Genomic DNA, 24,876 nt, shown 5'->3' with positions numbered 1-24,876 from the left:
ACGGACGACGTTTTCCGTTGACCGGTTCCCATCAACAGGGCGCCTTGGGCGGCATCCCCCTTACGGGTGAACCTTGAACCCCCGGTGCAGGGCGACGATTCCTCCGGTGAGGTTCCGCCACGCGACCCTGCCCCAGCCGGCCTTCCGCAGGCGCTCGCTGAGACCGGCCTGGTCGGGCCAGGCGCGGATGGATTCGGCGAGGTACACGTACGCGTCGGGGTTCGACGACACGGCGCGGGCGGTCGGCGGCAGCGCGCGCATCAGGTACTCGGTGTAGACGGTCCGGAACGGCGCCCAGGTCGGGTGCGAGAACTCGCAGATCACGATCCGCCCGCCGGGCTTGGTCACCCGGTACATCTCGCGCAGCGCGGCGTCCGTGTCCTGGACGTTCCGCAGGCCGAAGGAGATGGTCACCGCGTCGAAGGTGTCGTCCTTGAACGGCAGCCGTGTGGCGTCGCCCGCGGTGAACGGCAGCCAGGGGGTGCGTTCCTTGCCGACCCGGAGCATGCCGAGGGAGAAGTCGCAGGGGACGACGTACGCGCCGGTCCGCGCGAAGGGCTGTGAGGAGGTGCCGGTGCCGGCCGCCAGGTCCAGGACCTTCTGGGCGGGGCGGGCGTCCACCGCCCGCGCGACCTCCTTGCGCCAGCGCCGGTCCTGTCCGAGGGACAGCACGTCGTTGGTCAGGTCGTACCGTTCCGCCACTCGGTCGAACATCGAGGCGACTTCGTGCGGCTGCTTGTCCAGGGATGCGCGGGTCACGGGCCCATTGTGGCAGGAGGCGCCGAGCGGCCTCGCAGCGCCCGTCCCGGCGACCACGGCACGGCGCCCGGCCCGGTGTGATTGGTTGCCCCAGTGAGCAACGTGAGGAATGCCCCGAAAACGGCCGCCGCACTGATATCCGCGATCCCTGCGATACCTGCGATATCCGCGCTATCTGTGATGTCCGCGCTGGTCCTGACCTGCGGGGGCTGCGCCGCGGGGTCGACGGAGTCCGCGTCCGCGCCGAGCGGTGCGCCGAGGACACCCGACGCGAAGGCGACGGCCGCCGAGACGGAGGCGGGGACCTCCACGGTGTACGCCCCCTACGTGGACGCCACGGAGGCGTCCGACCTCGACGAGGCCGGGGCGGCGGCCGCGTACCATCTCGCCTTCGTGATCGCCGACGGCGACGCGTGCGTGCCCGCGTGGAACGGGACCACTCCCCTCGGCGACCGGGCGGTGAAGTCCCGTATCGCGGCGCTGACCAAGTCCGGGGCGTCGGTGCGGGTGTCCTTCGGCGGGGCGTCGGGGACGGAACTGGCCGACGCCTGCGACAGCGCGGACGACCTCGCCGACGCGTACGGCGCGGCGCTCGACGCCGCCGGTGCGACGGCCGCCGACTTCGACGTCGAGGGCGACGCGCTGAAGGACTCCGACGCGGTGGACCTTCGGTCCGAGGCGATCGCCCGCCTCCAGCGGGACCGGCCCGGCCTCTCCGTCTCGTTCACGCTCCCCGTGATGCCGTCCGGTCTCGACGCCGACGCCCTCGCCCTGCTCCACTCGGCGAACGACGCGTCCGTCCAGGTCTCCACCGTCAACATCATGACCATGAACTACGCCCGTTCGTACGACGGCGACATGGGCGACTACGCGGAACGGGCCGCGAGGGCCACGCACCGGCAGGCGCGGGACGTCTTCGGAACGTCCCCGGGCACGGCGTGGCGGGCTCTCGCCCTCACCTCGATGCTCGGCGTCAACGACGTGGAGAACGAGACGTTCACGCTGGAGGACGCGGCGCAGGTCAGGGAGTTCGCGGAGGAGAAGGGGATCGCCTGGGTCTCCATGTGGGCGACGTTCCGGGACCGGGAGTGCGGGGACGGGGCGCATGACGCCCTGACCGACTGCAGCGGGGTCGAGCAGGAGGACGGCGCGTTCGCGGAGGCGTTCTCGGGATGAGCGGGGCGGCGGCGCCCCCGCCCCGGCCTCCGCCGTCGGGGCGCCCCTGCCGTCAGCGGCGGCGGTGCACCAGGCGGCCCGCGCAGACCGTCGCCACGCAGATGCCCGCCTCGTCGAAGACCGCCAGGTCCGCCCGGCCGTTGTCGACGATCGCCGGCGGGCGGGGACCGGCGAGCACGACGACGTCGTTCCGTTCGGCGGCGGCGCGGAGTTCGGGAGTGTCCGTGTGGTCCGCGAGCACGGCGGTCGCCCCGGACTTCAGCACCACGTGGACGCGTTCCCGTGGGGTCGGCGCGTCGGGCAGCGGGCCCTCGTGGACGCGGGCGGGGCCGAGCACCCCGGGCCACCGGCGCACGCGGGCGCCCGGGAACCGCTCCTGGATCTCCTCCAGCGGTCCCGCGGCCCGGACCCGGATGCCCTCGACGACCACGGCGCCGCCCTTGACGGGCTCGGGGTCGTCCCAGGTGAGGCGTACCTCGTCGGCGGCGTGGATCGTCAGCATGGGAGGACTAGTTGGACGCGAGGATCTTCAGCTCGGGATGGGCCGTGCCACCCTCGATCGCCGTGGAGGAGATGTGGGACATCACGCGCGCGTCGACCGGGTCGTTCGCCGGGTCGTCGTGGACCACGAGGTGTTCGTACGTCGTGGAGCGCTGGGCCGGGACCCGACCCGCCGTGCGGATCATGTCGATCATTTCCTGGAGGTTGGAGCGATGCTTGGCACCGGCCGCCGAGACGACGTTCTCCTCCAGCATGACCGAGCCGAGGTCGTCCGCGCCGTAGTGCAGCGTGAGCTGGCCCGCGTCCTGGCCGGTGGTCAGCCAGGACCCCTGGATGTGGGCGATGTTGTCCATGAACAGCCGGGAGATCGCGATCATCCGCAGGTACTCGAAGATCGTGGCCTGGGTGCGGCCCTTCAGATGGTTGTTCATCGGCTGGTAGAGGTACGGGATGAAGGCGCGGAACCCGCCCGTGCGGTCCTGTACGTCACGGATCATGCGCAGGTGCTCGATGCGCTCGGCGTTGGTCTCACCGGTGCCCATCAGCATGGTGGAGGTGGACTCCACACCCAGGTTGTGCGCGGTCTCCATGATCTCCAGCCAGCGTTCGCCGGACTCCTTGAGCGGCGCGATGGCCTTGCGGGGGCGCTCGGGGAGCAGCTCCGCGCCGGCGCCCGCGAAGGAGTCGAGGCCGGCGGCGTGGATGCGCCGGATCGCCTCCTCGACGCTCACCTTGGAGATCCTGGCCATGTGCTCGACCTCGGAGGCCCCGAGGGAGTGGTTGACCAGCTGCGGGAACTCCTTCTTGATGGCGGCGAAGTGCTTCTCGTAGTACTCGACGCCGTAGTCGGGGTGGTGGCCGCCCTGGAACATGATCTGGGTGCCGCCGAGTTCGACGGTCTCCGCGCAGCGGCGCAGGATGTCGTCGAGGTCGCGGGTCCAGCCCTTGTCCTTGGCCGTGGGCGGGGCGTAGAACGCGCAGAACTTGCACGCCGTCACACAGACGTTCGTGTAGTTGATGTTGCGCTCGATGATGTACGTCGCGATGTGCTCGGTGCCCGCGTACCTGCGGCGGCGGACGGCGTCGGCGGCCGAGCCGAGCGCGTGCAGTGGAGCGTCGCGGTAGAGGTCGAGCGCCTCCTCCGGTGTGATCCGCCCACCCTCGGCGGCACGGTCGAGAACGGACTGGAGATCGGCCTTCTCGGTCACCGGGAGCGTCCCTTTCGTAAGGGTTGAACGGACCACGCCAGCCTACGCCAGCCGCCGCGAACGGCCGACGTCAGCCCGGAGGTCCCGGACGTCACGCCGCGTAGGCCTCCAGGAGCAGGCCCAGGTACGCCCCCGCGATCATGAACGGCCCCAGGGCGACGAGCTGTCGGCGTGCCGCCCGGCCGCGCACCGCATGGACGACGGTCCAGACGCTGCCGACGACGGCGCCGGCGAAGGTGCCGACGTACAGGGCACCCCAGCCGTACCAGCCGAGAGCCGCGCCGAGGCCCACGGCGAGCTTCACATCGCCGAAGCCGAGGGCGAGGGGGCGGATGAGGAAGAGGAGGAAGTACGCGCCGCCGAGCGTGAGGGCACCCAACGCCGCGGTGCGCCACTCGCCCGCGTGTTCGGGGGTGAGGGCGGCGCCGGCCAGGAGGAGGAGCGCGAGGGCGGCGAAGGGGAGGGTCAGCGGATCGGGGAGGCGCTGGACCTTGAGGTCGATCAGGACGAGCAGAACGCCGAGCGGCGCGAGGAGAAGCCAGACCCCGAGCTCGGGGCGCACGCCGGTGGCCAGGGCGAGCGTGGCGCAGACGAGGGCGGTGAGGAGGGCGACGGTGGGGGTGCTCGGACCGTAGGTGCAGGGGGTGGGGCGTGTGGGGGCGGGGGGTGCGGGGGTGGGGCGTGCGGGGGCCGTGGAGTCGGGGGTCGCCGTGGCGGGGCTCGCCGTGGGGGCGGTTGCGGTGGGGGCGGTTGCGGTGGGGGGCGCGGGGGTGGTGCAGCGGGCTCGGCCCAGCCAGCCGTGGGCCGGGCCGGTGAGGGGGTGGCCTGCGGGGCACGTGGTCTGCCAGGGGGAGTCTTCGTCGACGGCGAAGCGGTAGGCGGGGCGGGGCAGGAGGGTGCCCGCCGCCGCGCCCCAGAGGGCGGCGACTGCCGTCAGGGCGATCAGCCAGAGGTCCGGATCCACGGGGGTCAGCCTAGGGGGGTGGGATGTGGGGGCCGCGAGGGTTTCGCCGCGTAGCAGCGGACGTTGACCGTCTGCTCGGGGCCCCATCGCTGTTCGAGCGTGGCCAGGTGGTGCCAGCCGAGGCGTTCGTAGAGGGATGCCGCCGCGACGTCCGACTCCACCACGTCCAGCACGGGGTGCAGGTCGCGGGCCCGTGCCTCCGCCGTGGCCCGCGCCACCAGCAGCGCGCCGATCCCGTGGCCCCGGGCGGCCGGGGACACGAACAGCCGGTTGACCACGGCGGTCGTCTCGACGCCCACCCCGGTGCGGGCGGCCCAGAGGCCGGGCGCCACGTCCGTGTCGTCGGCACGGGACAGGCCGATGTGGCCGACGACGCGGCCGTCGTGCTCCGCCACCCACGCGGCGACGAGCGGGGCCGGGGTCAGCCAGGTGTGCGGGTGCTCGGGCCAGTTCACGGGATAGCCGTCCTGCTCGTGGACCGCCGCCAGGACCCGCGTACAGGCGTCGAGGTCGTGGTCGGTCCTGGGCCGGACGATCGGCGGGCGAACCGGGGGCGCGGTGGGGGCACTGTCGCTCATCACCGCGGCATCGGACCACGACCCCACGTCCGCGACCAGTGAATTTCCTACTTCAGCTTCTTCAGCCGGGCCGTCGGGTCACCGGCGTCCGCGTTGTCCGCGGCGTACTGGAGTGTGTCGCCGTCGAGGGTGAGGGTGACGACGTGGGTGTTGCTGGTGCAGGTGCCGGGGTTGTTCTCGGTGTCGGCGATGCTGGTGGCGAGGACGTGTGTGCCCGTCACCTCCTTGAGGACCAGCTTGTCGTCGCAGGCGCCGCCCAGGGGGTCGACCGAGCGGAAGGTGCCGAGGTCCTTTCCGACGGCGGCCTGTTTCAGGGTGACCCGGAAGGTGCCGGCGGGGAGCTTGCCGCCCAGGGCGTAGCCGTCGCCCTCCCATGTGCCGAGGTACTTCGCCGGTACGTCGCCCTTCGTGTCGCCCGGCAGCTCGGAGGAGCTCGCGCTCGCCGTCGGTGCGGGGCCCGCGCTGTCGCTGTTGCGGTCGTCCTCGCTCTTGAGCATCCCGAAGACGAACACCGACCCCACGCTCACCGCCGCGAAGGCCCCCGCCACGGCCAGGGCGATCGAACAGCTCACTCTCCGGCCGCGTCCGCCGGCCTCGGTCGTCGAGGCGGCGGCCACGCTCACGGAGATCTTGCCGGGTGCGGCCGGCGGCGGCACGGTGTCCGCCACCGCGGCCTCCGCACGTGCGCCGGGCACGTACGTGGCGGGACCGGAGTGCGCGGGGGTCGCCGACGGTACGGACGGCGCCGACGGCATCGACGGCACCGATGGCACCGACGGCACCGACGGCACCGACGGCGACATGACGGGCGGCGGCCCGAACGTCCCGCTCATCCCACTCGTCCCACTCATCGCGCTCGCCCCGCCGCCCGGTGTGGCGTCCGTCGGCGTGGACATCGGCGTCGGCGTGGCCGACTCCCTCACCGAAGGGCTGCTGAATCCCACCGGCCCGGAGGGGCCCGGTTCCGTCGCGTCCAGGTTGAGGAGCTGGACGGCGCCGCGGCCGACCTGTTCGACGAGGGGGCCGGGGAGCCAGCCGGCCGTGACCAGGCGGGCGGCGCCGTCGGGGGCGAGGGCGCGGGCGATCTCGTCGGGGGTCGGTCGGGCGTCCGGTTCCTTCGCGAGGCAGTGCCCGACCAGGTCGCGCAGGTCGCCCCGCAGACCGTCCAGCCGGGGCGGCTCGTGGACGACCTTGTAGAGGAGCGCGGCGGAGGAGTCGCCCGGGAAGGGGGACTCACCGGTCGCGGCGTAGGCGAGGACCGCGCCGAGGGAGAAGACGTCCGCGGCGCCGGTGACGCCGTGGCCGAGGATCTGCTCGGGGGACATGTAGCCGGGGGAGCCGATGGAGACGCCGGTCGAGGTGAGGGAGGCCGTGCCGTCGGTGGCGCGGGCGATGCCGAAGTCGATGAGGAGCGGGCCGTCCACGGTGAGCAGCACGTTGGAGGGCTTCACGTCGCGGTGGACCAGGCCGAGCGCGTGGACGGCGGAGAGTGCCTCCGCGAGGCCCGCGCCCAGCACCCGGACGGTGTGCTCGGGCAGTGGGCCGCCGTCGGCGACGGCCGCCGAGAGGGAGGGCCCGGCCGCGTACCCGGTCGCCACCCAGGGCACGGACGCCTCCGGGTCGGCGTCGAGGACGGGCGCGGTCCAGGCGCCGCCCACCCGCCGGGCGGCCTCCACCTCGCGGCGGAAGCGGGCGCGGAACTCCTCGTCCAGCGCGAAGTGCGGGTGCACGACCTTCACGGCGACGGTACGGCCGCCTGCGCTGCGCCCGAGGTAGACCCGGCCCATCCCGCCGGAACCGAGCCGGCCGAGCAACCGGTAGGGACCCACGACCGTGGGTTCGCCGACGTCGAGCGGCTGCATCGCCCCCACCCCTCCCCCGTGCGTCCACTCCAGGACTCCCCAGCAGCGTAGTGCCGTACGCCCGAAGGGGAATGCGAACGCCGACCGCCAGTCCCACAGAACCCGGAATTCGTCAAACGAATTTCCTCCGACGGCCCGGTGGCCGGCGGAGGAATTGCTCAGGAAAGGAGATCCACCTTCACATCCGCCGGAAATCCCGTCGTGGGCCCGACCCGGCGCGCGAACTCGGCGACCGCCCGCAGCTGCGGGTCGCCGAAGCGGAAGTCGAGGGTGGTGAAGTAGCGCTCCAGGACCCGCTCGTCGAAGGACTCCCAGCGGGCGGCCTGCTCCGCGACCTTGGCGACCTCGACCAGGGACAGGTCGCGGGAGGCCAGGAACGCCTCGTGGACCTGGCGGGTGACCTGCGGGTTCCGCTCCAGGTAGTCCCGGCGCGCCGCCCACACCGCGAAGACGAACGGCAGTCCCGTCCACTCCTTCCACATGGCGCCCAGGTCGTGCACCTGAAGGCCGTAGGTGGGGCCGTCGAGCAGATTGGCCCGCAGCGCCGCGTCGCCGATCAGCACGGCGGCCTCCGCCTCCTGCATCATCAGCGAGAGGTCGGGGGGGCAGGTGTAGTACGACGGCCGCACGCCGATGTTCTCGGCCAGCAGCAGCTGGGCGAGGCGTACGGAGGTGCGCGAGGTGGAGCCGAGGGCGACGCGGGCGCCGTCCAGGCGATCGAGGGGGACCTGCGAGACGATGACGCAGGACATCACCGGGCCGTCGCAGCCGACCGCGATGTCGGGGAAGGCGACCAGGTCGTCGGCGTTGCGGAGGAATTCGACGAGGGTGATGGGGCCGATGTCGAGGTCTCCGCGCACCAGCTGCTCGCTGAGCTTCTCCGGGGTGTCCTTGGTCAGCTCGAAGTCGAGGAGCGTGCCCGTTCTCGCGAGCCCCCAGTACAGGGGCAGGCAGTTCAGGAACTGGATGTGGCCTACGCGCGGCCTGGTGCGAGAATTGTCCACATCGCGAGACTAGACCTCATGAGGTACGGTCCGGGGTCCGGGGTCCGAGCGGCGGGCACGAGGCGATCGGGGGACGGTCGTCAATCCGGCGCAACGATCACTCAAACATCTGGGTGACGTGATCTTGACCTCTATTGCTTTCGGCTGCCCGCGTGCTAGGCTCGCCGCAAGTTGCAGTTTGGTTTCCCTTGCAGTACAGAGCCTGCGGAGCATGTAACCGCGGGCTCTAGTCGTTTTCAGACGTATGCAGTTGTGCGGCATCTTGTTTTCACACTTGCAGGGTTCTGGAGCAGGGCAACCCTTTGGGCCCAAGGAGGGCTTATGGCTACCGGAACCGTGAAGTGGTTCAACGCCGAAAAGGGCTTTGGCTTCATCGCCCAGGAAGGCGGCGGCCCCGACGTCTTCGTTCACTACTCCGCCATCAACGCGAGCGGCTTCCGTTCGCTGGAGGAGAACCAGCAGGTCTCCTTCGACGTGACGCAGGGCCCGAAGGGTCCGCAGGCGGAGAACGTCACCCCCGTCTGATCTGAGGGATGCCCCTCTGAATGACGTCTGAGAGCAGTACCCAAGGAGCCCCTCGCCTTTCGGCGCAGGGGCTCCTGCCTTTCCCGCGGGCGTCGGCGGAACGGTTCACACCGCTGGGGCCCTAGGGTCTGTCGTTTGGATCATGCGGACTTCGGGCTACGGGCACCAATGGCTGCCCAGGCGTGATCCAAACGACAGGCCCTAGACGTGCTGCATGACGAGCACGAACGACGTTCCCGGCGCCAGCGCCTCGTACGAGTGCGGGACATCGCCCCGGAACGCCATGTAGTCGCCCGGCCCCAGCACGACCTCCTCGCCGCTCGGGCCCGCCTTCACCCGGCCCGTGCTCACGGTGAGGTGTTCGACCGTTCCCGGGATGTGGGGCTGCGACTCCCGTACCGAGCCCGGTTCCAGCCGGGTGCGGTAGATGTCGCGGCGCGCGCCCGGCGGGCTCGCGGAGAGCAGGACCGCCGTGTAGCTGGAGTGCTCGGAGTGGACCGTGGGCCCCTCCCCCGCCCGGATGACCTGCACCGCCGGCGCGGGCGGCTCGATCAGCGCGCTGAACGGCACCCCGAGCGCCACACCCAGCGCCCACAGCGTCTCCATGCTCGGATTGCCGCTCGCCGCCTCCAGCTGGGACAGCGTGGACTTGGCGATCCCGGCGCGTTTGGCCAGCTCGGACAGGGAGAGTCCGGCGCGTGTGCGCTCCCGGCGGAGGGAGGCGGCGATCCAGTCGAGCGGGAGGCGCGCCGGGGGTTTCCCGTCGTCCCGCGCCTCTCCGGCTCCGTTCTCGGGTGCTGTGTCGGCCATTTCGTTCGCTCCAGAAGTACGATCGTTCGCCTTGACGAACATGCTGCCTGCTGTTCATTGTAGAAAACATGCGTTCGCTTCTCCGAACAGGCCGCGTCCGGCGTCCGGACGTCCACGACCCCGAGCTGCTCCGCGACATCGCCCTGGTGTGCGCGGCCGGCGGTGTCGTCGGGCTCTCCTTCGGCGCAATCTCGGTGGCGGGCGGGCTGCCGGTGTGGGTGCCGGTGGTGATGTCGCTCGTGGTGTACGCCGGGGCGGCGCAGTTCAGCGCGGTGGGGATCCTGCTGGCCGGGGGCGGCCCGTTCGCGGCGGCGGCCACGGGGCTGCTGCTCAACACCCGTAACGCGGCGTTCAGCCTGGCCGTCGCGGACGCCCTGGGCCGGGGCCGGCTCGCCCGGCTGGTGGGCGCGCACCTCGTCACCGACGAGACGGCGGCCTTCGCCCTGGCCCAGCGGGATCCGGTACGGCGCCGGGTCGCGTTCTGGGTCTCCGGGATCGGCCTGTTCACCACGTGGAACGTGTGCGTCCTCGCGGGCGCGCTCGCCGGGTCCGCCCTGGGCGACACCGCCACGTACGGCCTCGACGCCGCCTTCCCCGCCGTGCTCGCCGCGCTCGTCCTGCCCGCCCTGCGCGAGCAGCCGCCGGTACGGCGGGCCGCGCTGCTCGGGGCGGTGGTGGCGCTGGCGGCCACTCCGCTGACCCCCACGGGGGTCCCCGTCCTCCTCGCGCTGGCCGGCCTGCTTCTCTGGCGGCCCTCGGCGCGGCGGGAGGCGGCGGCATGAGCGGCGGTGTGATCGTCGCGATGCTGGCCCTGGCGGTGGGGACGTACGCCCTCCGGCTCACCGGGCCGCTGCTGCACGGGCGGGTCGAGGTCCCCGCACGCGTCCGGGAACTGCTGGCCGCCGCGGCCGTGGTGCTCCTGGTGGCGCTGCTCGCCACGGGCGCCCTGACCGAGTCGGGCGGCTTCGCCGGCTGGGCCCGCCCCACGGGGGTGCTGGTGGGAGGCGTACTGGCGTGGCGGAGGGCGCCGTTCGCGGTGGTGGTGCTGGGGGCGGCGGCGACGGCGGGGGTGCTGCGGGCACTGGGGGTGCCGTAGGCGGAGGGCGCCGTAGGCGGAGGGCGCCGTAGGCGGAGGGCGCCGTAGGCGGAGGGCGCCGTAGGCGGAGGGCGCGGTCCGGTGGGGTGCGACGGTCTCGTAGGGCGGCGCCGTAGGCGGGGGCCGGTCCGGTGGGGTGCGGCCGAGCCGGAGGGCGCTGCTGTGGCCGGGACGGCGGTCCGGTGGCGTGCGCCCGGCGCGACGGCGGGGGCGCATCGGCGGGGCCCGGCCCGACAGCGGGGCGGGGCGCTTCGGCGGAGCCCGGCCCGACGGCGGGGCGGGGCGCGTCGGCGTGCCCCTGAGGCGTCGGGGTGTGTACGCGATGACCTATCCGCCCCGGGCGACCAGTTCCTCCATGACCCGGCGAACGCGGACACCCGGGCCCAGGTCGGGGTCGAGGCCCTTGGCCTTCAGGAGGGCGGCGAGGGATGCCCGGACGACCTCGGCGCCCTCGGGGGCGACACGCTCGGAGACCTCCAGCCACTCCAACGGCTCGGCCCCCTCCGGGCGGCCGTCCAGAATCCAGTGCTCCAGCGTGACCTCGTGGTGGTCGAGCCGTACGCCGCGCCGGCGGACCACGTGGACGGGGCCGAGGACGTCGAGCGAGCCGAAGCCGACGCTGACGTCGGCGCAGTCGGCGAGGAAGGCCCGTTGTCGGTCGGAGAAGACGAGTTCCAGCGGCTTCGCCCCCGTGGCCGCCGCCTCCACCGCCGTACGGTCGCAGTCCGAGACGAGGGCGGCGGACAGGACCCGGCGGTCGCCGGACCAGGTGTCCGAGAGGTGGAAGGAGTCCGGTCCCTGCTCACGGAAGCGCAGCCAGCGCTCCGAGAGCCGGGACCGGCGACAGGGCCGCAATTCCGCGGTCGCGGCCCCGACCCGCCCGCTCCCCGCCCGTAGGCGCAGGATCAACCCCGCGTCCAGAAGCGGCAGATGACCTGGCGCCGTGGAGCGGGCGAGAGCCTCACAGAAGTAGACGCGGCGCCGGGCTCCCCCGGTGTCCGGCGCCAGCGCCCGGGTCGCGGCGGCCGCGCCCGCACCCGAGAACGTCACCTTGATCTCGACCGAGTCGAGCCGGTCGAGCGGGTCCGACCGGCCCGGCCGGTCGGACCCGGAGGTGGGATCCCCGCGTTCCACGGATGCCGGCATGAGCCGTCCCCCTTGTTCCGCGACCTGGTTCATCCCCTGGTCTTCCCCCGGTCCCCTGAATCCCTCGGGAAGTCCTTCGGGGTTCCCCCTTGCACTGATCCCCTTTGAGTCCCTGCTGTTCCCCTTGATTCCCTGTGCTGCGCGGTTCCCCGATCCCCCGTTCAACGAGGTCCCGCGAGACATCATTGAAGCCCCGGACGGATCGGGCCCGCTTCCGGGAAGTCCCTACATCTCGCCCCGGCCGATCCCGGCCTCGACCTTCTTGGCCCGCCCTCCGCGCGGCATGATGGACGACGCGGGGCGGGCGCAGGCGGGCACCAGGGGGTGGCGCATTGTTACGGGGACTCGTCGGTCGGGAGCGGGAACGCCGGCTGATGGACGACCTGCTCGTGGCGGGTGGGGCCGGTGGGGCGGCGCTGCTCCTGTGGGGCGAGCCCGGCATCGGCAAGACGGCTCTTCTCGACTACGCGGCGGAGCGGGCGGCGGCCGGAACGGCGGGCTCCGCACCGGCGACGCTCCTGCGGGCCCGGGGCATCGAGAGCGAGACCGTGCTCCCGTTCGCCACCCTCGGCGACCTCCTGATGCCCTATTCATCCCTTTTCAGGGAACTCCCCGGAGCGCAGCGCGCCGCCCTGGAGTCGTGTCTCGCGCTGGGCGGTGACCCCGCCGACCCGCCGGGCAATCCGTACGCCGCCTGCATGGGCGCCCTGAACGTCCTCGCCGCGCTCGGCGACGAGCGTCCCGTCGTCGTCCTCGTCGACGACCTCCACTGGGTGGACCCCTCCTCCCAGCGCGTCCTCCTGTTCGTCGCCCGCCGCCTCTCCAGCGAACGCGTCGCCCTGGCGCTCGGCTCCCGCGAGGACCACGGGGAGTCGGGACCGCGCCGCAGCATCCCGGCCGTACAGGTCGGCGGATTGACGGCGGAGGAGTGCGCGGACCTGCTGGCGGGGACGAGAGCGGGGGCGGGTGGCGTCGGCATCCGGGCGGCGGGTGAGGCGGTGCGGCGGCAGGGGGTCGCGCCCAGCGTGCTCGCGGACCTCGTGCGTATCAGCGGAGGCAACCCGCTCGCCCTGCGGGAGATCGCGAGCGGGCTGACGGAGGAACAGGCGCGCGGGGAGCGGCCGTTGCTGGACCCGCCGTCCCTCGGCAGCCATCTGGAGCGCGCCTGGGCGACCCGTATCGACGCGCTGCCCGACGCGGCGCGCCGGGCGCTGGTCGTCCTCGCCGCCGGCCGCTCGACGGCGGCGGGCCCGCTGCGCAAGGCGCTGGAGGCGGCCGGGCTGTCGCTCGACGCCCTCGCCCCCGCGGAGGAGGACGGCCTGATCACGGCGACGGCGGACGGCCTGGACTTCCACCATCCGGTGCTGCGCGCCCTGGTCCTGGGCCGCGCGCCCCTCGCCCTGCGCTACGCCGCGTTCCAGGCGCTGGCCGAGGTGAGCACGGGTTCGCTGCACGCCTGGTACCGGGCGTCCGCGACCCCCGGCCCCGACGAGGACACGGCGGCCGTCCTCGCGGAGGCCGCGCTGGAGGCCCGGCGCCGCAGCGCGTTCGGGGAGGCGGCGCTGGCCTGGCGCCGGGCCGCCGACCTCACCCCCGACCCGGCCGCGCGCGCCGGACGCCTCCTCAACGCCGCGTCCGACGCGCTCCTCAGCGGCTCCCCCGCCGGGCCCCAGTGGTGCGAGGAGGCCGTCCGCATCACCCCCGACCCGGCGATGCGCGCCGCGATCCAGGGCCTGCTGGGCCGGATGTACACGTGGAAGGGCGAGACCGCGCAGGCGTACGGCCTCCTCGTGAACGCCGCCGACGCCGTACGCGACAGCGACCCGACCCGCGCCTGCCTCCTCCTCGCCGAGGCGACGGCCGCCGCCCGCCTCGACGGTCACGTCCCGGCGGCCGTACGCGTCGCCGAGGAGTCCCTGGCCCTCGCCTCCGAGTCCGGCCCCGAACGCTGGTACAGCCTCACCCTCCTCGGCGGCGCCCTCGTCATGGCCGGCCGCACCGCCGAGGGCCGCGCGATGCTGGAGTCCGCCGACCGGCACGGCGCGGGCGACCCCGTACGCGACCAGCAGGTGTACGCGATCGCCGGGCAGGCGTGGAGCCGTGTCGAGGAGTTCACGCGGGGCCGTGCTCTGCTCAACACGGCGGTGGAGTCGGCGCGACGGCACAGCGCGGTCGGAGTCCTGGGCTTCACCCTCGCCGTGCGGGGCGAGTTGGAGACGCGGACCGGCCAGTGGGCGTCCGCCCGCGGCGACCTGACGGAGGCGCTGCGCTGGGCGGAGGAGCTGGGCCAGCTCACCTGCGTCAGCTACGCCCTGTACTGCCTGGCCCGCCTGGAGGCGCTGCGCGGCGACCGCGTGGAGTGCGAGGAGCATGTGGCGCGGGCGCGGCGGGAGTGCGGGGCGTACGGCATCGGCTGCCAGGAGTTCCACATGACGGCCGTGCTCGGCCTGTCGGCCCTGGCGTACGGCGACCACGAGGCGGCCGCCGACCAGCTGGAGCAAACGTTGTCACTCGCCGTGGAGCAGGGCATCGGCAACCCGGAGGTGGTGCCGTTCGCGGCGGACCTGGCGGAGGCGCATGTCCGGGCCGGGAACGCGGCGCGGGCCGGTGAGGTGGTCGCGTGGCTGGAGGAGAGGGCGACGGAAACGGGCCTGGCCTCGGCGGAGGCGGCGGCCGCACGCGTACGGGGCCTGCTGGCGAGGACACCGGAGGAGGCGGAGGCGTGCTTCGGGGCGGCGCTGAAGGCGCACGGGCGGACGACGGGCCCGTTCGACTGGGCACGGACGCTGCTGTGCGAGGCGGAGGTGCTACGCCGCCACCGGCGCCCGGCAGCCGCCCGGGCGCCCCTGTCGTCCGCCCTGGCCTGCTTCGAGCGCCTGGGCGCGGTGCCGTGGGCGCGGCGCGCGGCGAGCGAACTGGCGGCGGCCGGGGGTCTGCCGACCACCGCCCCGTCCGGGGCCGGATCCGGATCCGGCCCCGGGTCCGGCGGCATGGGCGGGGTCCTGGACCAACTGACACCCCAGGAGTTCCAGGTGTCACGGGCGATCGCGAGGGGCCTGAACAACACGGAGGCGGCGGCATCACTGTTCGTGTCGCGAAAAACGGTGGAGGCACACCTCACCCGCATCTACCGGAAGCTGAAGGTCCGCTCGAGGACGGACCTGACGAGACTCCTGACGGCGGCGGACCTGGTGGATTGAGTACGCGTACTCATGTGAGGGTTCGTCAGCGACCGGCATCGTTCAGGCATGCGATCGAATCCTCTGCGCAAGTCCTTGCTGGTGGCCGCACTCGGCGGTGCCGTCGTCCTGTCCTGCGTCGGTGTGGGCGGTGCCGCTGCCGCGACCGCCGGCGACGCCGAGACCCGGTTCGTGGAATTGGCCACGAGCATCAGGGACTACTGCACCCCGGTCCGGCCGAGCGGCGGTGTCATCAGCGGTCCCGCCGCGACCTCGTCCGTGTCGAGGTCCGGGAACCTCGACTCCACGCAGCCGGTCTCCGTCGCCGCGGTGCCGCTGAACGCCGTGGAGCGGTGCGCGGGCGAACAGCACCAGCGGCGCCTCCACGAGGGGTTCTGGCAGGCCGGCGCGAACCGCAGCTACAAGGCGCTGCGCGCCAAGCTGATCGAGCTGGGCTACCCGGCGTCCCGGATCCACCGCATGCCGGACTTCAGCGGCTCCCCACGGGCCCGGGTCGACCTGCGCGTCCCGGCCGGCGACCGCTTGGCGGTCCAGGTCACCGGCACATACCTCGGCGCGATGATCGAGACGTTCGGCACGCCGAAGGGGGTGGGCGTGACCGAGGTGCGGCTGAAGCCGGTCATCGACCGCCCGATGGCCTGACCCCCCTTACGGGCCGGCGCTCAGCTCGGTCCACACGGTCTTGCCGAGCGGGCGATCCTCTACGCCCCACTTGTCGGCGAGCGCCTCCACGATGAGCAGCCCGCGCCCGGACTCGGCGTCACTCACCGACTGCCCAGGCGTTCTCGGCCGCCGCGTCCCGCAGGCGTCGGCCACCTCGATACGCAGGGTGGCGGTCTCCAAGACAATCCGCAGCAGGAAGCTGTGCCCGTAGACGTAACCGTGCATCGCGGCGTTCGTCACCAGCTCGGCGACGACGAGTACGGCGTTGTCGTGCTCGTCGCTTCCGTATGTGATGCCCCAGGCGTGCAGCCGCTGGGCGGCGACTCTCCGCGCGAGCCGGGCGCCTCGGCGGCTGGGCGTGAACAGCTGGGTGAATTCACCGAGGGCGGTGGGGATTTCCTGATTCATGTCACTCAACGTGGTCGACTGGTTCCAGCCTGACCAGATACGACGGCGGGACGCTATGTAGCCGTACGGGTGCGGTGCGTCGAGTGTCGGGGCGTCGGCCGTGACCACGACGAGGGCGAAGTCGGGATCGATGGCGGACGCGGTTCACGCACGGAACCCGGAGACCCCGGCGGAGGCCGACGGTACGACCGGCGTCTTCACGGCGGTCGGCAAGCTCTTGAAGCTACTGCGGGAGAACCGGCCGGGCTGACGCAGAAGGACCTGGGTGAGGCGGTCGGCTACGGCCCGGACGCGATCAGTGCGATGGAGCGGGGGGTACGGGTCTCCCGCCCCGAGGTACTGGAGAAGGCGGATGAACTCCTCGACGCGGGTGGCCTGTTGCGGGCGATGATCCCGGAGATCAAGGAGGGGATGAAGAAGGCGCGGACCCGGCACCCGGAGTGGTACCGCAGCTATGCGGGGTTGGAGGCGGAGGCGAGCTGCACTTCTATGCCAACCAGGGGGTGCCGGGGTTGTTGCAGACGCCGGAGTATGCGCGGGCGGTGTTCTCGCGTCGTCGACCGCTGCTCGACGACGAGACCATCGAGAGGCGGGTGGCTGACCGCATGGACCGCCAGCAAATCTTCGACAAGTGGCCTGCACCCATGCTCAGTTACGTGCTGGAGGAAGTGGTGCTGGACCGGCCGATCGGTGGTGCGACCGTCCACGCGGAGCAGCTGCGGCAGTTGCTTCGGGTCGGCGGCATGCGGAACGTTGAGATCCAAGTGATGCCGACCAGCCAGGCAGAACACCCCAACATGGACGGGGCGTTCAACTTGCTCACGCCCAGGAGGCACCCACAGGTGGCGTACACGGAGATCCAGGGCTTTCCCCGACTGATCACAGACCTTGAAGAGGTCCGGAAGATCGCAGACCGCTATGGGATCATGCGGGCCATGGCACTCCCTCCCACGGAGTCCCAGGCGTTGATCGAGAAGAAGCTGGGGGAACTGTGAGCGTCGAGGAACTCTCCTGGTTCAAGTCGAGCCACAGTGGGGGCGAAGGCGGCGAATGCCTGGAGATATTCCCCGGCCCCCACGCCATCCGCATCCGTGACTCCAAGAACCCCGCTGGCCCCCACCTCGCCCTTTCCCCCACAGCCTGGGCGACTTTCCTTATCTTCTGCAGCCGTCCGACTGGCAACTTTTCGGCTAGCCGCACAAACGATTCGGAGGTCAGCACGGGTTAACCGCAACTCGTTACCACCTTCGACGGACGACTCTCCGCAGCCCGCCAGTTACCCCAACCACCCCAGTTACACCGCTCGTTTGACCCTCCACGGACGTTGCCGTCGACTACTGCCGTCAAACACCAGATCAGCCCCGCCTAGCACAGCTCGGCGGGGCTGATCTTTGCCACTGCATAATCCTTTATCATGGCGCGGCCGGGTTGAATCGGACATCGGATCCCATGCGACCCATAAGAGCCAAGGTTATGGAACCAGATACTTGAGATTCATCAGAAAGAACCGAAGAACCGGTCCCACCAACTCGGCTCCCCAGAACCATGGAAACGCAGGAGAGTGGATCCGTCATAGCGACTGGTGAGAAGCTCTTCCGGAATCGTGACGTACCCCGATTCCGCAATAACTTGCTCTACCTTCTCAAGGTCACTCGCGTCGAGCTCGCCTTCAGCGCGCGCTTCATCTGTACCCAAGAAGGCGCCAGGATTATCAGCCGCCACCATTGCCAATGGCTTGAACTTGCTCACGAGGACAACGATCCTCGTCCCGCAAGCCGTGGCTTCCCCCGGCACTTCGATTCGTCCGTACTGAGCGGAGTCCTGGATGTCTCGATCGATCTCACAAGGCGTCGAGAAGCGAGAACCTACCTGCACAGCCAGGCGACTGAATGAAGCTGCAGCATCGGCTGCATTGTAGTCGGCCGGCGCTTCTGGCCATTCGGGATCATCCAGACGATGCAACATTTTCATCAGACTCGCATCTCTCTCCATGATCCTCCAATCATCGAAGATGCCACACCCAGATTGATTGAACTATTTCCTCAGTGCGGGAACGCTGTGAGCACCTTTCCAGTGAGAGGTTCGTAACGCACCAGAATTCTCACGCCTCCCACGGTCCCGACCACATTCTGAACCGCGGGTTCGCCCTTCCTGGTCTTCAGGGTTCTCTCGGCATGCACAGCAGATCCCTTGTACCAGGTTCTTTGACTATTTGGACTCGTCACCACGTCAGCAACAGCATCCAGAATCTGGTCATCGGACCACCCCTTCGGGAAAGCATCCTTACCTGTTGCCCCCGGATACCTGTGACCATCAAGAATGTGATCCGACCTCTCGTCGCCGATCAGCTCCCGACCAATTCCACAGCTGCCATTGCTGTTGTGAACCAGGACCGGAGTCTGCCCCGCCAGCACATAGTACGTATGGATATCACTGATCGTCAGATCGAACGTGCGCTGCCGCTCTGCGAAATCGCGTGTCTTGACCACCGGTACGGCAGAACCGTCTGTAGCGCGGACGGTCATGCCCGGCTTGAGATCGCCCGCGTCGACCCACGTGTCCTCGGAGTCGGACCAGAAGGGGTGGGTCGTGGTCGTGACCAAGGAGTCGGTGCCGTTGGCTGTTTCGATGGTGAGGTCGACGAAGTGCTTGTCGTCCTCGGTGACGATGGTCCCGGCGACTTCACGGACCGTGGTCTCACCTGTTGTCGGGTCGGTGACCGTGACCTTGTCACCGATCTCGACTTCCTCGATCGGTTTGGTCGTTCCGTCGGCCATGAGGACTTCGGTGCCGGCGACGAAGCTGTGCGCAGCCGCGATGAGGCAACCGATGGCTGCGCTGTCCGAACGTTTCAGGGCCGCCTGGAAGACGTTCAGCGTGACCTTGGCCAGCTTCCCCAGACCGTAACCGACAGCTGAGATTCCCGCATCGATTGCAGCGTCCTTGCAGCCCTTGCCGTTGTAGCAGTCGACGTAGGAGCGGACCCCGATCACTTCGAGGACGTCGATCTCCGGATTGCCTCCGAACCAGCCGAGCTTGCCCACTGCGGAGCAGAAATCTCCATACGCCTGAGAGGGCCCGCACTGAGTCTTGGCCCAGTTCTCCAGGTTGTGCTGGAAGTCCGTGTTCTCTTGGTAATAGGGGAACTCCGCAGCGAGTTCTTCCTGCGTGGGGATGTAGACACCTTGGATCGTGACTGACTGGCCATACGGCTGGATGGTCACGGGCCCGTTCATGGGCGCGCCGTTCACCCCCCTGCGCGGCCTGTAAATCGTGCCGCCCCCGGTAGGACGACCGTCCTTGGACAACGTGCCGTCGCCGTGGGTGACCACTCCGGTGCCGCATCCCGCGTCGAATCCCGGCCCGCAGGCCAGACCGAGTCCGGTGGCGTCGGTGAAGAAGAGCGGGTTCTGAGCGCCGTACGTGTAGCCGTTGAGTGTCTGGGGCTTGTCGATCTCCAGGAGGGGGTCGACGCTGATGAAGCGGCCGAGGGCAGGGTCGTACTCACGGGCGCCGAGGTGGGTGAGACCAGTGACCTTGGTGTCGTCCGTGCCGCCTACGAAACCCTTGGTGCCCGGCCAGCTGGTCGGGGCGTCACCCCGGATCCCTCCGAAGGGCAGAGTGCGGCGCTGGGTGAGCTTCTGGGTGGCCGCCTCGATCGACAGTTCACCCGTTCCATGGTGATCCGCGACCGTGAAGGAGATGGACCCGTCGTCCTTCTGCACCGCCTGATTGCCGCTGCCCAGGTCGAAGTAGCGGGTGGCCTTCGGGGTGGTGGAGCCCTTGGCCAGGGTGATTTCCGTGGCTCCGAGGTACAGCGTCGTCTCGGTCGAGGTCCTGCCGATGAGCCGGTTGCCCTCGGGGTCGTAGAGGTACTCCGTGACCTTGTCCGGGCCTCCTTCGACCGGCTCTGTCACCTTGGCGAGGTGGCCCTCGGTGTCCCACAGAAGGGTCTGGGTGTCGCCGCCGATGGTGCGGGTCGTGGTGTTGCCGACCTCGTCGTAGCCGTAGCTCTGCAACGCCGTGCCATCGGGGCGGGCCTCGGTGACGGAGGTCAGGGCGTGCGGCTTCGCCTTGCCCACGCCGGGGTAGGCGTAGGTCCTCTTGGTGTCCTTGGCGGCGTCACCGGTGACGTCGTGCAGCGTCTCGGTCCGACGGTTGCCCACCGCGTCATAGGTGTAGGAGTGCCAGTACTTGGCCGGTCCACCCAGCACACTGCCACTCGCGGCGGTGGCGCAGGTGGTCGTGCCCTGGGTCCATGCCTCGGTCAGGCGACGTAGGTGGTCGTAGGTGAAGCACTGGGTGTCGGTGCCGGAACGGGAGACGTCCGACACCGAGAGGACATTGCCCACCTCGTCGTAGTCGTAGGTACTGCTCTTGTCGAAGCCCGCGACGTCCTGGCGGTGGACGGTCGAGTTGGCAAGGCGCTTGGTACCCCACTCATAGGCGTTGTTGACGAGGACACTCTTACCGCCGCTGCTGGACAGTTGGTGGTCCCGTGGTAGTCCGGTCACCGTGTAATCGGTCGTGGCTTTGAGCCCCTGAGGCCCATCGATCCTGATCGGGCGCAGCGTGGCGTCCTCGTAGGCATAGGCGACCGTCGCGGCCGGCAGGGAACCGGCCTTCGGATACCCGGCACCCTCGACCAGCCCCGACAACGCGTAGGAGGTCGTCGACAAGTAGGTGCCCTGAAGCGCCCCCTCCGAGGACGGGATCGTGACAGAAGTGCGCAGGGGGCGGTACAGGCGGTCGTAGGCGAGGATCTTGGTCGTGTAGGCGTTTCCACCGCTGTAGCGGGTGGATTCGGCCAGGTGGCCCTTGGCCTTGCTGATCGTGTCGTACACGTACTTGCTCAGCAGTGTGCCGCCGGACGAACCCTCCCTGGTCTCGGTCTTGCGGCCCAGATTGTCGTAACCGAACCACAGTGCACGGGCGGCCCCGGGACGAGCGTCGTCGACCTTGGTGAGCTGGCCGCGGTCGTCGTACTCGCTGATCGTCGTGCCCTTGTCCGGGTCGACGGACTTGATCTGCTGGCCGAGCAGGTCGTAGGTGTACTCCCAGGTATTGCCCTCAGGGTCCGTGACCTTCATCAGTTCACCGCGAGGCGTGTAGCCGTAGGAGGTGGTGTCGAACGCGGCGGTCGCGCTGCGCGTTCGGTGCTGGCGCAGTTCGGTGGTCTGGCCGCGAGCGTCGAAGATCGTGGTGCCGGCCGTGCCTCCGACCGGCGGAATGACCGTGGTGCGGTCACCGCCGTGAATGGTCGTGGTGGTGGCCAGGACCTGTCCGCCGTCCCCGTTTCCGGCGACCTGCTTCGCCTCGATCTGCCGTCCCTGTCCGTCGTACCGGTACCAGGTCTGTGTCTCGACGGTCAGTGCGTCGTCTGGCGCGAACAGAACAGTGGACGGGACAGTCTTGGCGTAGTAGGTGGCGAATTCCTTGCTGAGCAGGCCACGTTCGTCGTAGAGGACGTCGGTTACCAGGCTTTGTCCGGCCGGTCCCGGCTCCTGGGTCTGGCGCGGGCGGAGGAAGCCGTCGTAGAGGACGTACGACGTTCTCTGGGCTCCGCCGTTGCCGATCGTCTTCGTGCCGACCGTAACCGCCTTGTTCTCGGCGATGGTGTAGGTGAACTCGAAGGACGGCGTCTGGCCGGTCGACCGGTCGGCCAGCCACACCTTGGAGGAGCGGCCCAGCGCGTCGTAGGCGAAGTTGGTGACGTTGCCGTTGGTGTCGGTCTGGGCCAGGGGCAGTCCTCGTCGGATGTCGTGCGCGGTGGTGGAGGTCTGCGCCGAGCTCGCGTTCCCCGCCGTGGCGGGAGGCGTCGTCACCTTCGTGGTGGTTGCGAAGCCCGCAGCCGGGGTTCGCTCGGTCTTGGTGGTACGGCCGTCGCTGCGCGCCGTCCGGGTCAGGACACCACCTGCGGTGACCTTCACGTCTGCCGTGAGGTCGGTGCTGGTCAGCTGGCGACCGTAGGAGTCGAACGTGGCACCGGACTCCAGGTAGACGGCCGTGGTGCCGTCGTACATCTTCAGCAGTGCGCTGGCGGTCGCGTCGCCCTTGGTGGGGGCCTCCCCATAAGCGCCCCCGTCGTAGGCGCTCCGCACGTCGGAGATGACGTCGCCGGGACCGGCCGCCTTGTCACAGGACTTGGCGACGGTCTCCACACGGGAGGGAAGCGTGAGGATGTTGTTCAGCGTGCTGCTGAGTTGGTAGCTGGTTCGGGTACAGCGGTTGTCGTCAGAGGTCGAGTTGTCACCGAAGTCGTCGATGTGGGTCACTCGACCGGCGACCTCGTCGAACGTCGTGGCAGTGGAGGTGATGCGCCATTCGGCGCCGGCCCCGTCGTCCAGTGAGGTGAACGTCTTCGTGTGCCTGGTGCCGGTGTAGTTGGCCGTCACCGTGCCCCAGTCGCGGACCTTCTTGGCCGTCTCGTGGTGCCAGGGGCGGTTCACGGTCTTGGAGAGCACCTTGCCGTTCGGCCCCGAGTAGCTGACCGTCTTGTAGGCGAAGCCGGCCGCTGACTCATGGTCGGTGATCGGGTCGCCCTCGCCCTCGCCGAGCGTGACGGTCACCGATTTGGTGTCGCCGCTGGGCTCCTTGCGGTCGCCGTCCATGCCGCGCAGGAAGTACGTCTCCTGCTGCGATTTCATCGCGGACGGGCCACCCGGTCCACCGGTCTGAACACGCACACGTCCGTAACCGCGCCATTGGGACCAGGTCTTGGACTTCTCCTTCGTCAGTCCGTCGTCATCGTCGTAGTGCCAGGCGGCGCCCCCCAGGTAGTCGTACGAGGTGACCTGATCAGGGGCGCCGCCCGTACGGTCGGACGCCACGACCGAGTCGACCACGTACTTGTTGAACCAGTGGAGTTCAGGGTCCTCCGTGGCGCTACCGCCCATGTACTGGGGGAAGCAGCGACTGGTGTTGCTTTTCGGGGTCGGCAGCGCATCCCAGGCACAGGCCGGGTTCGAATAGTTGACGTTGATCTGGCCGCCGGACTCGTCGGCGATGCTCGACAGGCGCTCCTTGACGAAGGGGGCGTGGCCGTCGCCCACCTTGTCGAGTCGATTGGAGTACTGGGAGTAGACAAGGGTGGTCTTCGGCAGGGTGACCGCTGTATCGGCGGTGTGCCCTGTCCGCTGGATGGAGTCCAGCAGCAACTGGTAGTCGACGTCAGCCTGGCCCCAGCGGTGGGACAACTTCCAGGAGTCGACCTTCTTGTAACCGCTGCCGTCGTAGACCTGGGTGGTGACCTCGGTGAGTCGCTTGCGGGTGAAGAACGAGGGCGAGAAGCGCCCCTCGTCGCAATCAGTGCCGCTCTCGCAGTTCAGGTCCCACGGTGTGTCGTACCAGTAGGCCGCGTCCGTGCTGATGGACGAGCAGGTCGTGGACGCGTTGGGCAGACAGCGCTCGCTGTTGGTGAAGTCGACCAGCCCCAGTGCCTTGGTGCTGTACACCGCAGACGACTTCAGGCCGTACTCGGCGCGGTCGAGGGTGCCGCCCCGCACGTAGCGGGTGTCGTCGCCGGCCTTGAGGTTGCGGCCGTAGGAGTTGGTCTCCTTGTCGTAGTAGTAGGCGATGGCGTTGCCGTGGGTGTCGACGACGTAGTCGAGATTCCACCGCCAGCCTTGCTGGCACCAGGAGTCGGCGAACGTCGAGGCGTGGCACTGGTCCTTGTCGTCGTCCCCGAAGACGGGGACGGTCCAGGTCGAGTTGGTGGTCTCCTTGCCGCTCCCCCAGCCCGGAAGGCGGTTGTAACCGAAGAAGTACTGCGTCCCGTCAGGAGTGGTGATCCGCCAGTACTCGTCGTTGCGGGCACCGTTGTCCCGCACGTCGCTGCTGGAGCCGTAGAGTCGAACGATCTTGGTGCCGTCGTCGTTCCTGAGCCTCCAGGAATTGGCTCCGTCGGGTACCAGCTCGCCGCCCTTGCCGTTGAACGAGACGAAGGCGTTGTCGTAGGCCCAGCACAGATCGCCCGGCTTGTTGCCGTCCGCGTTCTTCACGTCGTCGTCGGCGCACGACTTGTAGCGTCGCTCGATGTAGCCCGGCCACAGATCGAACCCGTCACCTGTCCAGGACGACTGGTTGTTGGTGTTGCTCGTTCGCCCGTCGATACCGCCGGACGAGTACGAAAGCCCGATGTTCGGGGTCATTCCGCCCGGCACATCAGGCACACCCATGGGATATGACCAGGTGAAGTCGCCGGTGTTGAGATTGGTCTCCCATGTGGCCGACGCGGCCAGCGAGGTGGCCTTGTAGTCTCCGCTCGCGCTCTCCGTGTCGGCGACTGCTGCGAGTACGGTGGGCGCACCGGACCTCAACAGCAGATCCGGTGCGGTCAGAATCTGCTTCTCGGCGTTGTTGTCCGCCGTGACCGGCTGGGTGGTGCGGCACTTCCGCTTGGTCGGAGTGGTGAGCGCACATGCAGGCAGTTCGACCAAGGTGAGGCGGGAGGCGTATCCGCCGCCGAAGGCCTCGGCGAAGCCGGAGTAGTCGAGGTGGGCTCGCACCCGGCCGACCTGCTTGTTCGTGGCCATCTTCTTGGGGCGCAACGAGAACACGAGCCCGTCAGTGCCCGACTTCTTCGCTGCGGCGCGGCTCAGGACACGTGCCTCGATGTCGCCGGTCACCGGTTGTTTGGCGGCCTTGCCCCGAACGTCCAAAGTCAGAGGAAGGCCTTTGGCGCGTGCGGATGCCGACCCACTGGTCTTCGCTTCGGCCCCGCCCTCCGCGAGCCGAACCACCGCCGTCGCCGCCCTGGGCCATGCCGCGTCAGGCGGTGTCCTCGGCGTACGCGGGCCCTTGCCCACGGGGCGCGGCTTCACCTTGACTGCCGAACCGGGCAGGGGCTTCTCGCTTCGGGATACGGCGGTGCTGCCCTTGCCGTCATCCACGGCCGCAGCCGGTTGTGTCACGCCCTGAAGAAGCGTGCCGACCATGACCGCGGCGGAGGCCAGCGCGATGCGTCGGCACAGTGTT

The 24,876-nt window shown here is 69.9% G+C and carries 19 protein-coding genes and 1 pseudogene; 8 read left to right on the top strand and 12 right to left on the bottom strand.

Going from position 1 to position 24,876, the window contains the following annotated elements; translation table 11 throughout:
* Nucleotides 1-60: 60 nt before the first annotated feature.
* Nucleotides 61-759, bottom strand: coding sequence for a demethylmenaquinone methyltransferase (locus SMA5143A_RS37740; protein ID WP_107467316.1), 699 nt, complete (start codon nt 757-759; stop codon nt 61-63).
* A gap of 180 nt (nt 760-939) precedes the next feature.
* On the opposite strand from SMA5143A_RS37740, the gene SMA5143A_RS37735 reads away from it, so the two are divergent.
* Nucleotides 940-1,935: a chitinase gene (locus SMA5143A_RS37735; RefSeq protein ID WP_375136596.1), complete on the top strand. Its 996-nt coding sequence runs from the start codon at nt 940-942 to the stop codon at nt 1,933-1,935.
* 52 nt (nt 1,936-1,987) lie between these two features.
* Here SMA5143A_RS37735 and SMA5143A_RS37730 read toward each other — a convergent pair whose 3' ends face one another.
* The 6 genes from SMA5143A_RS37730 to SMA5143A_RS37705 form a co-directional block, all read right to left on the bottom strand.
* A complete protein-coding gene (locus SMA5143A_RS37730; RefSeq protein WP_107467315.1) occupies nt 1,988-2,437 on the bottom strand; it encodes a hypothetical protein in 450 nt (149 codons plus the stop codon).
* 7 nt (nt 2,438-2,444) lie between these two features.
* A complete protein-coding gene (gene mqnC / locus SMA5143A_RS37725; RefSeq protein WP_107467314.1) occupies nt 2,445-3,644 on the bottom strand; it encodes a cyclic dehypoxanthinyl futalosine synthase in 1,200 nt (399 codons plus the stop codon).
* A gap of 91 nt (nt 3,645-3,735) precedes the next feature.
* A complete protein-coding gene (locus tag SMA5143A_RS37720; protein ID WP_107467313.1) occupies nt 3,736-4,608 on the bottom strand; it encodes a prepilin peptidase in 873 nt (290 codons plus the stop codon).
* A 5-nt stretch (nt 4,609-4,613) separates the two neighbouring features.
* Nucleotides 4,614-5,186, bottom strand: a complete 573-nt coding sequence (locus tag SMA5143A_RS37715) for a GNAT family N-acetyltransferase (protein WP_107467340.1) — start codon at nt 5,184-5,186, stop codon at nt 4,614-4,616.
* A 47-nt stretch (nt 5,187-5,233) separates the two neighbouring features.
* Nucleotides 5,234-7,048, bottom strand: coding sequence for a serine/threonine-protein kinase (locus tag SMA5143A_RS37710; RefSeq protein WP_107467312.1), 1,815 nt, complete (start codon nt 7,046-7,048; stop codon nt 5,234-5,236).
* A 158-nt stretch (nt 7,049-7,206) separates the two neighbouring features.
* Nucleotides 7,207-8,052, bottom strand: a complete 846-nt coding sequence (locus SMA5143A_RS37705; RefSeq protein ID WP_107467311.1) for a menaquinone biosynthetic enzyme MqnA/MqnD family protein — start codon at nt 8,050-8,052, stop codon at nt 7,207-7,209.
* Nucleotides 8,053-8,373: 321 nt separating this feature from the next.
* Between SMA5143A_RS37705 and SMA5143A_RS37700 the strand changes: the two genes are divergently transcribed.
* On the top strand, nt 8,374-8,577 hold the full coding sequence (locus tag SMA5143A_RS37700) for a cold-shock protein (RefSeq protein ID WP_003992177.1): 204 nt from the start codon (nt 8,374-8,376) through the stop codon (nt 8,575-8,577).
* A 201-nt stretch (nt 8,578-8,778) separates the two neighbouring features.
* On the opposite strand, the gene SMA5143A_RS37695 is transcribed toward SMA5143A_RS37700, so the two are convergent.
* Nucleotides 8,779-9,387 carry a helix-turn-helix domain-containing protein gene (locus SMA5143A_RS37695; RefSeq protein ID WP_258193971.1) on the bottom strand — a complete coding sequence of 203 codons (609 nt, stop codon included), beginning with the start codon at nt 9,385-9,387 and terminating at the stop codon, nt 8,779-8,781.
* 68 nt (nt 9,388-9,455) lie between these two features.
* On the opposite strand from SMA5143A_RS37695, the gene SMA5143A_RS37690 reads away from it, so the two are divergent.
* On the top strand, nt 9,456-10,169 hold the full coding sequence (locus SMA5143A_RS37690) for an AzlC family ABC transporter permease (protein ID WP_107467309.1): 714 nt from the start codon (nt 9,456-9,458) through the stop codon (nt 10,167-10,169).
* The gene (locus SMA5143A_RS37685) at nt 10,166-10,483 is read left to right on the top strand and encodes an AzlD domain-containing protein (protein WP_107467308.1); all 318 of its coding nucleotides are present in this window, start codon (nt 10,166-10,168) and stop codon (nt 10,481-10,483) included. The genes SMA5143A_RS37690 and SMA5143A_RS37685 overlap by 4 nt, the downstream gene beginning before the upstream one ends.
* A 327-nt stretch (nt 10,484-10,810) precedes the next feature.
* Here the strand turns inward: SMA5143A_RS37685 and SMA5143A_RS37680 are convergent, their stop codons facing one another.
* Nucleotides 10,811-11,629: a hypothetical protein gene (locus SMA5143A_RS37680; RefSeq protein ID WP_107467339.1), complete on the bottom strand. Its 819-nt coding sequence runs from the start codon at nt 11,627-11,629 to the stop codon at nt 10,811-10,813.
* A 374-nt stretch (nt 11,630-12,003) separates the two neighbouring features.
* On the opposite strand from SMA5143A_RS37680, the gene SMA5143A_RS44645 reads away from it, so the two are divergent.
* A complete protein-coding gene (locus SMA5143A_RS44645; RefSeq protein WP_308812065.1) occupies nt 12,004-14,829 on the top strand; it encodes a helix-turn-helix transcriptional regulator in 2,826 nt (941 codons plus the stop codon).
* 48 nt (nt 14,830-14,877) lie between these two features.
* A complete protein-coding gene (locus tag SMA5143A_RS37670; RefSeq protein WP_146194018.1) occupies nt 14,878-15,471 on the top strand; it encodes a hypothetical protein in 594 nt (197 codons plus the stop codon).
* Between the two features lie 6 nt (nt 15,472-15,477).
* Here SMA5143A_RS37670 and SMA5143A_RS37665 read toward each other — a convergent pair whose 3' ends face one another.
* Complete coding sequence (locus SMA5143A_RS37665; RefSeq protein WP_107467305.1) at nt 15,478-15,900, bottom strand: ATP-binding protein; 423 nt, start codon at nt 15,898-15,900, stop codon at nt 15,478-15,480.
* A gap of 130 nt (nt 15,901-16,030) precedes the next feature.
* Between SMA5143A_RS37665 and SMA5143A_RS37660 the strand changes: the two are divergent.
* Nucleotides 16,031-16,895: pseudogene (locus SMA5143A_RS37660) on the top strand (helix-turn-helix domain-containing protein).
* Nucleotides 16,892-17,128, top strand: a complete 237-nt coding sequence (locus tag SMA5143A_RS37655) for a DUF397 domain-containing protein (protein WP_107467304.1) — start codon at nt 16,892-16,894, stop codon at nt 17,126-17,128. The pseudogene SMA5143A_RS37660 and the gene SMA5143A_RS37655 overlap by 4 nt, the downstream one beginning before the upstream one ends.
* A gap of 269 nt (nt 17,129-17,397) precedes the next feature.
* Here SMA5143A_RS37655 and SMA5143A_RS37650 read toward each other — a convergent pair whose 3' ends face one another.
* On the bottom strand, nt 17,398-17,892 hold the full coding sequence (locus tag SMA5143A_RS37650) for a hypothetical protein (protein ID WP_107467303.1): 495 nt from the start codon (nt 17,890-17,892) through the stop codon (nt 17,398-17,400).
* 50 nt (nt 17,893-17,942) lie between these two features.
* Nucleotides 17,943-24,836 (bottom strand): polymorphic toxin-type HINT domain-containing protein, encoded by a 6,894-nt coding sequence (locus SMA5143A_RS37645; RefSeq protein WP_181362211.1) that lies wholly within the window; start codon nt 24,834-24,836, stop codon nt 17,943-17,945.
* Nucleotides 24,837-24,876: the final 40 nt, after the last annotated feature.

Source organism: Streptomyces sp. MA5143a (genome assembly GCF_900290235.1).
In the GTDB taxonomy this organism is placed as follows: Bacteria; Actinomycetota; Actinomycetes; order Streptomycetales; family Streptomycetaceae; genus Streptomyces.
This window is presented reverse-complemented; position numbering and strand designations above follow the sequence as displayed.

What these genes read in the sequence shown, in the direction of transcription:
- SMA5143A_RS37735 (WP_375136596.1), top strand. Translation starts at nt 940, where the DNA reads ATGTCCGCGCTGGTCCTGACCTGCGGGGGCTGCGCCGCGGGGTCGACG.
- SMA5143A_RS37730 (WP_107467315.1), bottom strand. Translation starts at nt 2,437, where the DNA reads ATGCTGACGATCCACGCCGCCGACGAGGTACGCCTCACCTGGGACGAC.
- SMA5143A_RS37715 (WP_107467340.1), bottom strand. Translation starts at nt 5,186, where the DNA reads ATGAGCGACAGTGCCCCCACCGCGCCCCCGGTTCGCCCGCCGATCGTC.
- SMA5143A_RS37710 (WP_107467312.1), bottom strand. Translation starts at nt 7,048, where the DNA reads ATGCAGCCGCTCGACGTCGGCGAACCCACGGTCGTGGGTCCCTACCGG.
- SMA5143A_RS37700 (WP_003992177.1), top strand. Translation starts at nt 8,374, where the DNA reads ATGGCTACCGGAACCGTGAAGTGGTTCAACGCCGAAAAGGGCTTTGGC.
- SMA5143A_RS37695 (WP_258193971.1), bottom strand. Translation starts at nt 9,387, where the DNA reads ATGGCCGACACAGCACCCGAGAACGGAGCCGGAGAGGCGCGGGACGAC.
- SMA5143A_RS37690 (WP_107467309.1), top strand. Translation starts at nt 9,456, where the DNA reads ATGCGTTCGCTTCTCCGAACAGGCCGCGTCCGGCGTCCGGACGTCCAC.
- SMA5143A_RS37685 (WP_107467308.1), top strand. Translation starts at nt 10,166, where the DNA reads ATGAGCGGCGGTGTGATCGTCGCGATGCTGGCCCTGGCGGTGGGGACG.
- SMA5143A_RS37680 (WP_107467339.1), bottom strand. Translation starts at nt 11,629, where the DNA reads ATGCCGGCATCCGTGGAACGCGGGGATCCCACCTCCGGGTCCGACCGG.
- SMA5143A_RS44645 (WP_308812065.1), top strand. Translation starts at nt 12,004, where the DNA reads ATGGACGACCTGCTCGTGGCGGGTGGGGCCGGTGGGGCGGCGCTGCTC.
- SMA5143A_RS37670 (WP_146194018.1), top strand. Translation starts at nt 14,878, where the DNA reads ATGCGATCGAATCCTCTGCGCAAGTCCTTGCTGGTGGCCGCACTCGGC.
- SMA5143A_RS37665 (WP_107467305.1), bottom strand. Translation starts at nt 15,900, where the DNA reads ATGAATCAGGAAATCCCCACCGCCCTCGGTGAATTCACCCAGCTGTTC.
- SMA5143A_RS37650 (WP_107467303.1), bottom strand. Translation starts at nt 17,892, where the DNA reads ATGGAGAGAGATGCGAGTCTGATGAAAATGTTGCATCGTCTGGATGAT.
- SMA5143A_RS37645 (WP_181362211.1), bottom strand. Translation starts at nt 24,836, where the DNA reads ATGGTCGGCACGCTTCTTCAGGGCGTGACACAACCGGCTGCGGCCGTG.